At 46.8% G+C, this 14,062-nt stretch carries 10 protein-coding genes; 8 read left to right on the top strand and 2 right to left on the bottom strand.

Annotated elements, in window-relative coordinates; all coding sequences use genetic code 11:
- Positions 1-55: 55 nt before the first annotated feature.
- From nadK to AC1HDP_RS00470, 6 genes are all read left to right on the top strand, one after another.
- The gene (nadK, locus tag AC1HDP_RS00495) at positions 56-934 is read left to right on the top strand and encodes an NAD(+) kinase (RefSeq protein WP_479637229.1); all 879 of its coding nucleotides are present in this window, start codon (positions 56-58) and stop codon (positions 932-934) included.
- Between the two features lie 613 nt (positions 935-1,547).
- The gene (locus AC1HDP_RS00490; protein ID WP_479639790.1) at positions 1,548-3,203 is read left to right on the top strand and encodes an L-lactate permease; all 1,656 of its coding nucleotides are present in this window, start codon (positions 1,548-1,550) and stop codon (positions 3,201-3,203) included.
- A gap of 98 nt (positions 3,204-3,301) precedes the next feature.
- Positions 3,302-6,097 carry an FAD-binding and (Fe-S)-binding domain-containing protein gene (locus tag AC1HDP_RS00485; RefSeq protein WP_479639789.1) on the top strand — a complete coding sequence of 932 codons (2,796 nt, stop codon included), beginning with the start codon at positions 3,302-3,304 and terminating at the stop codon, positions 6,095-6,097.
- Between the two features lie 329 nt (positions 6,098-6,426).
- Positions 6,427-7,170, top strand: a complete 744-nt coding sequence (locus AC1HDP_RS00480) for a (Fe-S)-binding protein (RefSeq protein ID WP_479637228.1) — start codon at positions 6,427-6,429, stop codon at positions 7,168-7,170.
- Positions 7,171-7,180: 10 nt separating this feature from the next.
- Positions 7,181-8,563, top strand: a complete 1,383-nt coding sequence (locus AC1HDP_RS00475; RefSeq protein WP_479637227.1) for a lactate utilization protein B — start codon at positions 7,181-7,183, stop codon at positions 8,561-8,563.
- Between the two features lie 3 nt (positions 8,564-8,566).
- The gene (locus tag AC1HDP_RS00470; RefSeq protein WP_479637226.1) at positions 8,567-9,133 is read left to right on the top strand and encodes a LutC/YkgG family protein; all 567 of its coding nucleotides are present in this window, start codon (positions 8,567-8,569) and stop codon (positions 9,131-9,133) included.
- Between the two features lie 144 nt (positions 9,134-9,277).
- On the opposite strand, the gene AC1HDP_RS00465 is transcribed toward AC1HDP_RS00470, so the two are convergent.
- Complete coding sequence (locus AC1HDP_RS00465; protein WP_479637225.1) at positions 9,278-10,624, bottom strand: MATE family efflux transporter; 1,347 nt, start codon at positions 10,622-10,624, stop codon at positions 9,278-9,280.
- 14 nt (positions 10,625-10,638) lie between these two features.
- The gene (locus tag AC1HDP_RS00460; RefSeq protein ID WP_479637224.1) at positions 10,639-11,997 is read right to left on the bottom strand and encodes a DEAD/DEAH box helicase; all 1,359 of its coding nucleotides are present in this window, start codon (positions 11,995-11,997) and stop codon (positions 10,639-10,641) included.
- Between the two features lie 334 nt (positions 11,998-12,331).
- Between AC1HDP_RS00460 and yiaY the strand changes: the two genes are divergently transcribed.
- Both yiaY and AC1HDP_RS00450 read left to right on the top strand, forming a co-directional pair.
- On the top strand, positions 12,332-13,480 hold the full coding sequence (yiaY, locus tag AC1HDP_RS00455) for an L-threonine dehydrogenase (RefSeq protein ID WP_479637223.1): 1,149 nt from the start codon (positions 12,332-12,334) through the stop codon (positions 13,478-13,480).
- Between the two features lie 180 nt (positions 13,481-13,660).
- Positions 13,661-14,026: a cytoplasmic protein gene (locus AC1HDP_RS00450; RefSeq protein WP_479637222.1), complete on the top strand. Its 366-nt coding sequence runs from the start codon at positions 13,661-13,663 to the stop codon at positions 14,024-14,026.
- The last annotated feature ends 36 nt before the right edge of the window (positions 14,027-14,062 follow it).

Below are 14,062 nucleotides of genomic sequence, written 5' to 3'. Positions count from 1 at the left end.
TATGGGGATCAATTCTGTCGTTTCAAGGGCTAAGGCCACAAAGCGCGTAAACTCTATGAAAAACAAGTTCAAAACAATTGGTCTAATCGGTAAACCCCATCATGCGGGCACCAACAAGACATTAAAGCGACTGCATCATTGGCTCACTGTCCAAGGCTATAGTGTGCTGGTTGAAGAGCGAGTGGCAGCGGAAGTTGGCCAACATGTGACATCGGCTGAAATTGTTGAGATTGGCAAACAATGCGATCTTGCCATAGTCGTTGGTGGTGATGGCAATATGCTCGGGGCGGCTCGAGTATTAGCACGCTTTGATATTGGCGTAATTGGCGTTAACCGTGGCAATTTGGGTTTTTTAACCGACTTACCCCCCAATGATTTTGAAGCTTCATTAGCCGAAGTATTAGACGGCCAGTTCATTACCGAGCAAAGATTCTTGCTAGAAGCAAAAGTGTATCGCCATCATGAATTAAAAGCGTGTAATTCAGCGGTCAATGAAGCGGTACTGCATCCGGGCAAAATTGCTCATATGATTGAATTTGAAGTGTATATAGACGATCAGTTCATGTACAGCCAACGCGCGGATGGCATGATAGTGTCAACGCCGACAGGTTCAACGGCTTATTCATTATCGGCAGGCGGCGCCATTTTAACCCCGAATTTACAGGCGATGATCTTAGTGCCTATGTTCCCGCATACCCTGTCTTGCCGGCCGATTGTGGTGGATGCTAACAGTACCATTAAGTTATTAGTCTCACCTGACAATGCCGATAACCTCGAAGTGAGTTGTGATGGCCACGTACATTTAGCTGTGCTGCCAGGGGATGAAATCATCATTAAGCGCAGCCCAGAAAAGTTAACCTTAGTGCACCCAACCAATCATAATTACTTTCATGTACTGCGCACTAAATTAGGCTGGGGGAGTAAGCTGTTCTAACCCCGAATGTTATTGCACTTACTGTTATTACAATGAGTGTAATTGCAATAAACGCTATAGCCATTAAAGCGCTAGCTTAAGCTGACTGTTCACTACCATCTATTGAATCAGTTGCTTAGCTTGCGCTAGTGGTTATGTTTATTACCCGCCCTGCTTTAACTATCCACTTAATATACCCATCACTTGATATAGCCATCACTCACTTTTTACTGATACTCAGTATAGGTGGGACTTTCCTGCGATCTGCCTTTCATTTACCAATAATATTAATTCGTATTATCAATTAGTTATATTCCCTAGCTTACCGTTCTCACTAATTTAGTGATAACGATCACGAGTGATAAATTATTAATGATGCAGCGCTCATGATTGAAGGTAAATTAACGGTCGATTTATGGCATCAAACGCTAAATCTTGCGCTACCTCTCGGGGTGATTTAGAGGATGATCACACTTTAAATATTTTTTAATTATCAACCCATGAGAAATTAATCTAGATCAATTTTGCCTTAATAAAACAATAGAGTATGTCACGCCAAGCCAGAGCAAGTAACACTATTAATACTGGCAGCGCTCACTATGCAATAACCAATAAACAAGAAACTGAGACCCAAATGACGATTTTACAAATACTTGCCAGTTTATCCCCTGTGATAAGCGTGATGTTATTTTTAGTGTTAATGCGAATGCCCGCCTCTAAAGCTATGCCAATCTCATTAATACTGACTGTGTTAGCCGCCGTCTTTATTTGGAAAATGGACGTAGGCTTCTTATCTGCCTCCATAGTTGAAGGCTTATTATCGGCATTAACACCGCTCTCAATTATTTTTGGAGCGGTGTTTTTACTTAATACCCTTAAACATTCTGGCGCTATGGATACCATACGCGCAGGTTTCACTAACATCAGCGCCGATGCGCGGGTGCAGGTGATAATTATTTGTTGGTTGTTCGGCTCCTTTATTGAAGGCTCAGCCGGTTTTGGTACCCCAGCCGCTATCGGCGCACCATTACTGGTATTGCTCGGCATTCCTCCAATCGCGGCCGCGGTAGTGGCTTTAATTGCTGACTCAACTTCAGTCTCTTTTGGCGCCATTGGTTTACCTGTGCTATTTGGTATGGAGCAAGGCCTAACCCAAGGCGGCGTCAACATGGCTGCCGAGCAAATTGCAGCGCACGGCGGCAATTTTAATGATTATGCGCAGTTCATTGCTATGCACATGATCACCTTAGACTTGTTTGTCGGCACTTTAATTCCTGTGGTCATGGCCGCTATGCTGACCGGCTTTTTTGGGCGCAATAAGTCGTTTAAAGAAGGCTTACAAGTGTGGAAGTTTGCCCTGTTCGCCGGTCTGTCATTCACAATACCTGCCTGGTTAATTAACTATTTTGCCGGCCCTGAATTCCCATCTGTGATTGGCGCCTTAATCGGTATGGCGCTCGTTATCCCAGTGGCAAAAAAAGGCTGGTTATTACCAGCAACCCCTTGGTTTGATTTTGCTGAAAATGATGGTGAGCGCAACGCGAGCGCAGGTAAACCCGAGCTTAAAGCCGCCAAGTTTTCACAGCTTGCCGCATGGACGCCGTATTTAGTGATGGCAGCCTTATTGGTGTTATCGCGCACAGTTGCGCCAATTAAGAGCTTCTTATCCGGCTTTAACATTAATTGGACCGGCCTGTTAGGCACAGAACTTAAGGCAAGCTTTGCCACCCTGTATGCCCCAGGCGCTTTCTTTGTGGCCGTGTGTATCTTAGGTTTCTGGCTGTTTAACATGAATAAAGTCGCTATCAAGCAATCAGTGTCTGATTCAGCTAAAGCTATGCTGCCTACCATTATTTCCCTTGGCGCCTCTGTGCCTATGGTGAAAATCTTCTTGAACTCAGGCGAAAACAGCTCAGGCCTTGCTTCTATGCCTGTGGCTCTGGCGGATTTACTGGCTAACTCCATGGGCGCGGTATGGAGCTGGATGGCACCTATTGTCGGTATTTTTGGTGCCTTCCTCTCAGGCAGCGCTACTTTCTCCAACATGATGTTCTCTGGCCTGCAATACAGTGTTGCCGATAATATTGGCGCCAATCACGCCATGATTTTAGCCTTGCAAGGTATAGGCGCGAACGCCGGTAACATGATGTGTGTGATGAACGTAGTTGCCGCTGCCACTGTGGTGGGTATGGCAGGCCGTGAATCAGAAATTATTCGTAAAACCATGCCAGTAGCCTTGGCCTACGCCCTAGTAGCTGGCACCTTGGCGTATATTTGGGGCGGTTTTTAGCCTGAAGCAATAACTGATCTGCGGGCTTAAGCAACTTAAATTAAGTCGCTTAAGCCGCTGGATTTAACGTGCATTTTTTACAGGAAATATTTCACGTGATGAATTCTGAAGTGATTTTCAATGCATTACGCAGCGAACTCGGCGATAAGGTCACTAATGACCCGGTGCGCCGTTTTGCCTGGTCAACCGATGCGAGTTATTTTCGCATAGTGCCGCAGTGGGTAGTGCATGCCGATACCTTAGCCGATGTCCAAGCAACCTTAGCCACCGCCCGCGAGCATAAGGTTCCAGTAACCTTTAGAGCCGCAGGTACCAGTCTTTCTGGTCAAGCTGTGGGTGAAGGCATTTTATTAATGCTGGGATTTGATGGCTTTCGTACCATGGAAGTCAATGTAGATAAGACCCAAATACGCCTCGGTGCCGCCGTGATTGGCGCCGATGCCAATGCCAAGCTTAAACCTTTCAATAAAAAGATAGGTCCAGATCCAGCCACCTTAGCCTCAGCCAAAGTGGGCGGCATAGTGTGTAACAATGCATCTGGCATGTGTTGTGGCACAGCGCAAAACAGCTATCAAACCATAGCGTCCGCCAAGCTAATGTTTGCTGATGGCGCCCTGCTGGATACGGGCTGCTCGCACTCAAAAGCCGCCTTTGCCGCAAGCCATGGTTTACTGCTGAAGCAGTTAACTGAGCTCGCGCACATGACGCAAACTAACACTCAGCTCGCAAGCCGTATCCGCAAGAAATACGCCATTAAAAACACGACAGGCTATAGCCTCAATGCGCTCATCGATTTTAATGACCCGTTCGATATTATCAATCATCTGATAGTGGGCTCTGAGGGCACCTTAGCCTTTGTTGAAGAAGTCACTTATCACACGGTTGATGAGGCTTTATGTAAAGCTTCAGCCTTAGCCGTATTTTTCAATATGGAAGATGCCGCCCGCGCTGTGCCGCCATTAGTCGGTGACAGTGTTGCTGCGGTGGAGTTACTTGATTGGGCGTCAATTAAGTCCATCACAGGTAAGCCTGGCATGCCAGAGTGGCTCAGCGACTTACCCGAAGGTGCCGCTATTTTGTTGATTGAATCGCGCGCCAATGACGCAGATACACTTAACCAATACACGGCTGACGTGATTGCTAAGCTTGCGCATATCGACACTGAGCGCCCAATCAGCTTTAGTAGCGATCCTGCGGTTTACGGTAAATATTGGGCCATGCGCTCAGGCTTATTCCCTATTATTGGTGGCGCTCGCCCCAAAGGCACCTCTGTCATTATCGAAGATGTGGCGTTTGAACTTGAGCATTTAGCCGCTGCTGCTCGCGATTTAACTGAATTATTCCATAAGCACGGCTACCCAGAAGGCGTGATTTATGGCCATGCTTTAGCGGGTAACTTCCACTTTATTATCACCCCGACCTTTGCCTCAGCGGCCGATATCGAACGTTTTGATCACTTTATGCAAGATGTGGCCAAAATGGTGATTAATACATACGATGGCTCAATGAAGGCCGAGCACGGCACCGGCCGCGCGGTCGCGCCATTTGTGGAAATGGAATGGGGCCATGATGCTTATGTGTTGATGAAAAACATTAAGCAATTGTTCGACCCGGAAGGATTGTTAAACCCTGGGGTAATTCTTAATGATGACAGCCAAGTGCATGTCAAAAACATTAAGCCTTGCCCTGTGGTGGATGATTATATTGACCGCTGTATCGAGTGCGGTTTTTGTGAGAAAACCTGCCCAACCTCAGCACTCAATATGTCGCCGCGCCAACGCATTGCCACCTTACGCGAAATCGAGCGTTTAGAGCAAAGCGGTGATAAAACTGCCGCCGCCGAAATGCGCGCTGCCGCTAAATATGATGTGGTGGATACTTGCGCGGCTTGTCAGCTGTGTACTATCGCCTGCCCTGTTGATAATGAAATGGGGCAGTTGGTCCGTAAACTGCGCACGCCTTACATCACTAGCACTGAGCAAAAAGTGTTAGATTTTCAAGCCAAGCACTATGGTGTCGTCAATCAAGTGATAAGCACTGGCTTTAATGTCCTTGGCACTATCCATAAGCTCACAGGCGATAAATTTACCCAAGGGTTGATGAATGTGGGGCGCATGGTCACTAAAGAAGTGCCTTACTGGAACCCAAGTTTTCCCAAAGGCGCCAGCGTAGCTACACCTAGCATGCCAAAAGCCGACCAAAAAACCGTAGTGTATTTCCCCGCTTGTGGCGGTCGCACCTTTGGCGTGACGCCAGAAGATACAGATAAGCGCAGCTTATCTGAGGTAATCATCACCTTGCTGGAGCGCGGTGGCTATAACGTCATTATTCCAGACAATACCCGAGACTTATGTTGCGGCCAAATGTGGGAATCTAAGGGTGATTTTAAAAATGCCGATGCTAAGCGTTTGCAACTCATCCAAGCCATGAGTGAAATCTCAGGCTCAGGCAAATTACCTGTGATAATAGATGCCCTGTCTTGCACTAAGCGCACCTTGCAAGAGAATCCTAATATCGAATTAATCGATATGGTGGAGTTTATGCACGATAACTTGCTGCCAAAGCTGAGTGTTACGCCCAAAGCGCAAGTCGCACTGCATTTAGGTTGCTCGGCTAAGCATATGCATATGGAAGATAAGATGTTGGCCATAGCCAATGCCTGCGCCAAAGAAATTGTGCGCCCAGAGGGAATTGAGTGCTGCGGTTATGCTGGCGAAAAAGGCCTGTATAAACCTGAAATCAATGCAAGTGCCCTGCGCAATATCAAAAAGTTACTGCCGCAAGACATCAGCGAAGGTTACTACGCTAACCGCACCTGTGAAGTCGGACTTAGCCAGCACAGTGGTATTTCTTATCGCCACTTAGCCTATTTACTCGAAGAGTGTACCCGCTAAACAGCAACTAAAGTGTAAAGAAACGCAGGCTCTAGCGCTTGTGTTTCACTTTTATATATTCTAGTTGTGAAATTTTATAAAAGCCATCTAATCATAGATTAAATCACTTTAATTTCATTAGCTTACAACTCTTCCATTTTTGCAAAAATAGCCAATATTCTTTACCAAAACAACACTATTATTTGTAAGGTTTTACGCTATATTTACCACCGATAAATTAGCGAGTCAGTGAGTGCTAATATTCAGACGCTTAGTTCTTAATAATCACGCGCGACTCGAGTTCACAAGACACCTAGGCGAGTCATCGCCACAACATGCTGGATGTGACCATGAAAATTGCTCTGTTTATACCTTGTTTAGTCAATCAAATGATGCCAGAGGTGGCGATAGCTACCTTAGAACTACTTGAAAAATTAGGCCATCAAGTGATCCTACCCGAAGGCCAAACCTGCTGCGGTCAACCTATGACTAACTCAGGCTGTTACGATGAAGCTAAGAAAACCACTTTAAAATTACTCAATGCTTTTAAAGGGGTTGAGTGTGATGCCATTGTTTGCCCTGCTGCCTCTTGCCTTGTGGCCGCCAAAGAAAACTTCCATGAATTTGACTCATCACCTGAAGCGCAAGCTGTGATTGATAAACTGTATGAGTTAACTGAATTTCTGCACGATGTCGCACCTATCAAGCAATTTGCCCGCCCTTACCCGCATAAGATCAGTTTGCAATTAAGCTGCCATGGTATTCGCATGCTCAACTTAGCTAGCCCATCTGAATCTATGGGCCCTAAGTTTAATAAAATTGAAGCTGTGTTAGCGCCAATTGCTGGCATTGAAATCGTCTATCCGGAACGCCATGACGAGTGCTGCGGTTTTGGTGGCACCTTTGCCGTCGATGAAGGCGCAGTCTCTGCCAAAATGGGCAAAGATAAAGCCCAAGCTCACGCCGATACTGGCGCTGTCTATGCCGTAGGTTTTGATCCTTCTTGCTTGTTACACCTTGATGGCATGATGCGTCGCCAACATTTACTCATTCAAACCCGCCACATAGCCCAAGTACTGAACGCGGCCCTGTAAGGAGAATTCCATGTCGATGACACATGCAGATCAAGGGCTCACTCATGCCGAGCGTGCCGCTAAATTTTGCCAAGATGAAGCCAGAGTCGATTGGCATTCTAAAGCCTTATGGATGCTGCGCGAAAAACGCGACCGCGCCGCGGGCAGCTTGCCTGAGTGGGAGCAACTGCGCACCTTAGGTAGCGAGATTAAACTTCATACCTTAAGTAACCTTGGCCAGTATTTAGAAGAGTTTGAAAAAAACTGTTTAGCCAATGGTATTCAAGTGCACTGGGCGAAAGATGGCCATGAGCACAACCAAATAGTGCACGGCATTTTAGCTAAGCATCAGGTTAAAAAACTGGTGAAATCTAAGTCAATGCTGACAGAAGAATGTCACCTCAATCCCTATTTAGAAGAGCGCGGCATTGAAGTTATCGACACTGACTTAGGTGAGCGCATTATTCAGCTGAAAAAGCAGCCGCCATCGCACATTGTCGTGCCAGCCATTCATCTTAAAAAAGAAGAAGTGGGCGAGCTGTTCCATGAAAAGCTTGGCACAGAGAAAGGCGCGTCAGATCCAACTTACCTGACCCGCGCTGCAAGAGCCCATTTACGTGAGCAATTTTTAAGTGCCGATGCCGCCATGACAGGCGTGAATATGGCCATTGCTGACCAAGGCGCTGTGGTTGTCTGTACCAATGAAGGCAATGCCGATATGGGTGCTAACTTGCCCAAGTTACAATTGCACTCCATGGGTATTGATAAAGTATTACCTGACCTTGCAAGCTCAGGCGTACTGCTGCGCACCTTAGCCCGTAATGCGACTGGCCAGCCGATCACTACCTATTCAAGTTTTTACCGCGGCCCGCAAGAGAATGGCGAAATGCACGTCATCATCGTGGATAACGGTCGCAGCGACATGCTAAAAGATAAGATTTTAGCTGAATCGCTTAAGTGTATTCGTTGTGGTGGCTGTCTTAACACTTGTCCTGTGTATCGCCGCAGTGGTGGCTTTAGCTATAACTACACCATTCCTGGCCCTATTGGCATAGCCGTTGGCGCTCAGCATGATGACACTCACTCCATCCCTTGGGCTTGTACCTTATGCGGCAGTTGCTCGTTTGTGTGCCCAACCAAGGTGCCGTTAGATAAGATCATTCATCATCATCGCCGCCTTAAAGCTGAGGCTGGCACCCTACCTTATGGCAAATCAAGTTATATGCCATTAGTAGGTAAGTTGATGGCGAGTGAAATCTTACTGAACGCCTCTATGGGTATTGCTAGAACGTCACTACGTATTTTACCTCACTCTTTGCTCAAGCCGTTCTCAGGCGCTTGGGGCAAGTATCGTGAGTTACCAGTTGCACCAGAATCCAGCTTTGAGCGCTGGTACAAAAACAATAGGAGCTAAGTCATGTCGAGCAAACTGGAAATTTTACAGGCATTAACCCACTCGGCGACCACCCCAGTGGCCATGCCGGCCATTAATGTGCCTGCTCGGATTGATGACTTAGTCGGTCAATTTGCCAGCTCGCTAGCCACAGTGGCTGGCACCTTGCATAGCCAAGATGGCATGACGGCAATTCAAGGGCAGGTAGCAATGCTTACCGCAGAAGGTAAGCAAGTGATTTCATTATGCCCAGAAATCCCTGGCAACCGTGACATCCCAACCACAGCCCATGAGCTGCAAGATATTGATTATGCGATTTTAAGTGGTGAGCTAGCCGTAGCCGAAAACGGCGCCATTTGGGTTAAGCAGCCACAAGGTCACAGAGTCACACCGTTTATTTGTGAAAACCTGTTATTAGTGGTTAAGGCCAATACCTTAGTACCTAATATGCATAGCGCCATGGAACGCATTAGCTTAAATAGCGGTGAGTTTGGGGTGTTTATTGCAGGCCCATCTAAGACCGCGGATATCGAGCAAGCTCTAGTAGTTGGCGCCCATGGCGCTTGCAGCTTGAATGTCTATTTAGTGTAAGCTTTAGCTGTGTAAGCTAATAGCTTCTTTCGCACTCATAAAAACGCCCCAAAGCTTGGGGCGTTTTTTATGCACAGCATGGAGATAAATTAGGTTTCTATAAACTTATACACTGGCAAGTTGCCATTAACACTCACATACGTCTTACGCATGCAGTCCATCTTGACGCTTAATCGCAAACCACATCCACACAGCTAAAATGCATGAGCAAATAGGAATGGCTAACCACACGCCAGTAGCCCCTAACGACCAAGCTAAACCATAAATAAGCACAGCAATCAGCACTAATTTACTGGCAGTCAAAATCGAGGCTTCGCGGCTGCAATTAATGGCTTGGAAGAAGCTTGCGCCCACTAACAATAACCCTTCCATAGGCAAGCCCCAAAAATACAAGCGCATACCTTCAACAGCAATTGGCGTTAAGACTTCATTATCGCCAGCAAACAAATACACTAAGGCCTGCGGGAAACCATAAATCAGCAACAAACCAATAAAGGCGGTGGCTAAGGTCACGCTAAAGGCCAGTTTGCGCGCTTGTTTAACCCTGTCGTAGCGACCAGCACCAGCGTTATAACTTAAGATAGGTTGAGTACCAAACGCTATGCCTTCAAAGATTAAATAGAAGATAGCTTCGGTGTAACTCACCACCCCATAGGCTGCCACTAAAATTGGCCCGCCTACCCATAAAAACGCCATGTTGTGTAAGGTCAGTACCACAGATAAATACAAGGTCATCAACATGCTCGGAAATCCTACCCGCGCGATATTAAGGCAATTATCTATGGTTAAACGCAGCTTGTGCCAGCGAATGCGCAGCTCAGTCTTGCTTGAGAAAAAGTGCTGCAAACACACAAGCCCTGTCATGGCTTGAGTCAGCATAGTGGCAATGGCAGCGCCTGCTAACCCCATGGGATAGACCACGATAAGCAGCCAATCTAGCAAGATATTAAGCAAACCGCCCGCTATCAGCACACAAGTAACAAAGCCCGGGCGACCGTCATTGCGCAGTAACGAGGTAAAGGTCAGCGACAGTATGGGAAACACCCCAAGCAGGAAATACCACACTAGGTAGTCATAAGCACCCGCTAAAATATCGCTTTCTGCGCCCAGCCAAATCAAAATGTCGCGACTAGCTAGACTGCCAAACACCGCCATCACTAAGCCAGCAATTAAGCTAAGGCTTAAGGCGTTACCCACAAAATGGCACGCCTTATCCTTATTGCCTTGGCCTAGGTTGATGGAGACCAAAGCGGCGCTCCCCATGCCTACCATAGCGCCGATAGCATAGAGCACAGCGCCCACAGGGTAAGCAAGCATTAACGCCGCTAACCCTTGCTCACCTAAATAGTGACCAATAAAGATGCCATCTATGGTCACATACACACCTGTGACTAGCATAGACATAATGGTGGGTATGCTATAACGCCAAAACAAGCGACCAATCGGCTCGTTTAATAGCGGTTCACCGGCGGCAATATCCATTGGTTTCATTGATAACAGCTCTCTTACTTAGATGACGGCTTATTATTGCGACTAAATTTACCGCTTCTATTGCCTTGTTGACCGCTATCGCCACCTGAGGTTTTGCCGCCTTGAGGCTTATCATTTTTAAACTTGCTGCCAAACTTATTACCATGAGGCTTAATGCCTTGTGAATTAGTCGCGGCGCGTTTTTTGCGGTGATGAAATACTTTTTTCGCAGGGCTCAGCGCGGCTTGATGCTGAATATGCACACTGTCCTTATTGAGCGCATAGCCTTCTGGGGTAACCATTTCTGGCGCGTCATCCAGCAGTGCTGCCACTTCTTGCCAAGCTAAACGCTCAGATGGGCTAATTAAGGTAATCGCCATACCAGCTTGACCTGCGCGGGCGCTGCGGCCAATGCGGTGAATAAAATCTTCAGCACTATCTGGCAAACTAAAGTTAACCACTAATGGCAAGGCAGTAATATCTAAGCCGCGCGCGGCTAAGTCGGTGGCTACCAATACGCGGCAATTTAAGGTTTTAAAGGCTTCAAGTGCGCGCATTCTCGCGCCTTGGGTCTTATCGCCATGAAACGCTTGGGTGCGAATGCCATCAAGGGTGAGCTCTTTAGCTAAATCATCAGCGGCTTGCTTAGTGCTAGTAAACACTAATACTTGCTGCAGATTGTTTTTACCTACGTATTCAGCTAACCATTCAGCTTTACGCGATGACGCCAGTAACAATAATTGCTGACTTAACAGACTCGGTACACGCTGACTGGTCAGTGCAATTTGTTCGGCATTGTGCGTGATTTTAGCAGCTAAACCTTGCACTGAATCATCAAAGGTCGCTGAGAATAACAAGGTTTGTCTCTTGCCTGGCAAGATGCGTGACAGCTTTTCAACATCAGGCACAAAGCCCATATCGAGCATGCGATCGGCTTCATCTATGACCCAATATTCAATGGCATCAAGTCTAATGGCTTGTTGGCCAAGTAAATCAAATAAGCGCCCAGGGGTTGCAATCACAATGTCGCAGCCAGAGGCTAATTGTTTGCGCTGCACCTGAATATTGGCGCCGCCATAAAGCGCGGTGATATTAAGGCCGCTACCGGCCGAGTAAATCGCTAGCTTTTCCGCTAACTGCGCGACTAATTCTCGCGTTGGCGCCAAGATTAATACTCTCGGCTCAGGCTCACTGGCAGCCGTCACTAAGCATTGCACTAGTGGCAAACTAAATGCGGCGGTTTTACCTGTGCCAGTACTCGCCTGAGCTATGACATCTTTACCCGCTAAAATAGCAGGCACAGCTTCACGCTGCACATCGGTCGGCGTGTGATAATTCAAGGATTCTAGACGTTCTAACGTGCCGGCATTTAAGCCAAGTTCAGCAAAGTTCATGGAGGTTTTCGTTAAAAAAAGACAGCGCTAATTGTACCAGAGACCAAGCCATCCGCCTACGCAGTAAAAACTGCAGCAGTTTTGCCCCATGGCGACCACACTCTAGCGCTAATTAGTGACCTCACTACCAAATAGTGGATTTTTGTTACCTAGTTATAAAAACATTCAGCTTAATATTCCTCCCCCCAAAAACTGTGATCACCATCAATTAAAGGGGGCGACCAAGCTGTTAGTTTAATCACATAAGGGATTAGCTAGATAGGAAATATTGCTACTTGATGGTTTTGCTAAAAGCGATGACGTAGCAAATTTACTTACTTTAATGAGGTCTATAATGGCTGCTAAATTTTTTATTCCTGCTGTAAACGTATTGGGTCAAGGCGCACTCGATGAGGCGATTGGTGATATCTGCACCTTAGGATTCAAACACGCGCTAATAGTTACCGATAAACCGTTAGTGAGTATTGGCTTAGTCGCAACATTAACCGACAAGCTCAATCAAAAAGACATTCAAGCCACCATTTTTGATGGCGTGCAGCCTAACCCAACCATGGGTAATGTGGAGGCGGGTCTTGCGCTCCTCAATAAATATCAATGTGACTTTGTTATTTCTCTGGGTGGCGGCTCACCTCACGATTGCGCTAAAGGCATTGCTTTAGTGGCCACCAATGGCGGCTCTATCAAGGACTATGAAGGCGTAGACGTATCAACTAAGCCGCAGTTGCCACTGGTTGCGATTAATACTACCGCGGGTACAGCCAGTGAAATGACGCGTTTTTGCATCATCACAGATGAAACTCGCCACATAAAAATGGCGATTGTGGATAAAAACACTACGCCTGTACTGTCGGTCAATGATCCAGAGTTGATGCTTAAAAAGCCTGCGGCACTGACTGCCGCTACAGGTATGGACGCGCTCACACACGCCGTTGAAGCTTATGTGTCGATTGCCGCTAACCCTATTACTGATGCGTGCGCGATTAAGGCCATTGAGCTGATTGCTGCTAACTTAGAAACCGCCGTTCACGATGGTCAGAATATTGCAGCGCGTGAGCAAATGGCTTATGCCCAATTCTTAGCTGGCATGGCTTTTAACAATGCGAGCTTAGGTTATGTGCATGCCATGGCGCATCAATTAGGCGGCATGTATGACTTACCTCATGGGGTGTGTAACGCCTTGTTACTGCCTTATGTGCAAGCCTATAATGCCGAAGTGGCAGCAGAGCGCTTAGCCGATGTGGCTAAAGCCATGGGTGTCGACATTCAAACGATGACAGCGAGCGCGGGCGCGCAGGCCGCCATTAGTGCAATAAAAACCTTGGCAAAAGCCGTTAATATTCCAGCGAGCTTAACTGAGCTTGGCGTTAAGGCTGATGATATTCCAACCCTTGCTAAAAACGCACTGAAAGATGCTTGTGGTTTTACTAACCCTAAACAGGCTACCCACGCTGAAATTTGTCAAATCTTCACTAACGCCTTATAAGCGATGTAAGCCTCACTGAAGCCATTCAGTGAGGCTAATGGTGCTATCCACCGCAACTATTTACGGCGGGAAGAAGCAGCAAGCGAGTCTACTATAGTAAAAAACACCCAACCTTAGATTGACCCCGTTCAGCTAAAGATCCATGCTGAGTGTGAACCTATCATTGCAGGAGCAAGACTTATGACAGCTATTACCCACGTTGTTAATTACACAGTCCGTAGCGAAACTCAGATAGACAGCCCCAATGAGTGTGATTGGAGACAACACATAGAAATCAATCATGCCTGTGAAATTGCGTTAGACAGAATTGCTAAATGGCACGCCCAAGGCGGTGAGGTGGTATATCAAGTAGGGGCATTAACCATACGCAAAGATGCCGAAAAACAAATTTACTTTGGTCTGCTGACTGAAAAGATTAATGGCAGCGAGCATGCACTGGTCACCATTAAGTTATTGCTTGAACAATGCCAATGCAAAGATATGTACCGTGAGATCAGTGATTATTTACTGGATGACTGTCAGTCACGACTTAATCGCTTGAAATAATCCTGCCGATAAATGCCTGGTTCTCTTTTATTATCG

It is taken from the genome of Shewanella sp. ISS20 (assembly GCF_056522965.1).
This window is presented reverse-complemented; position numbering and strand designations above follow the sequence as displayed.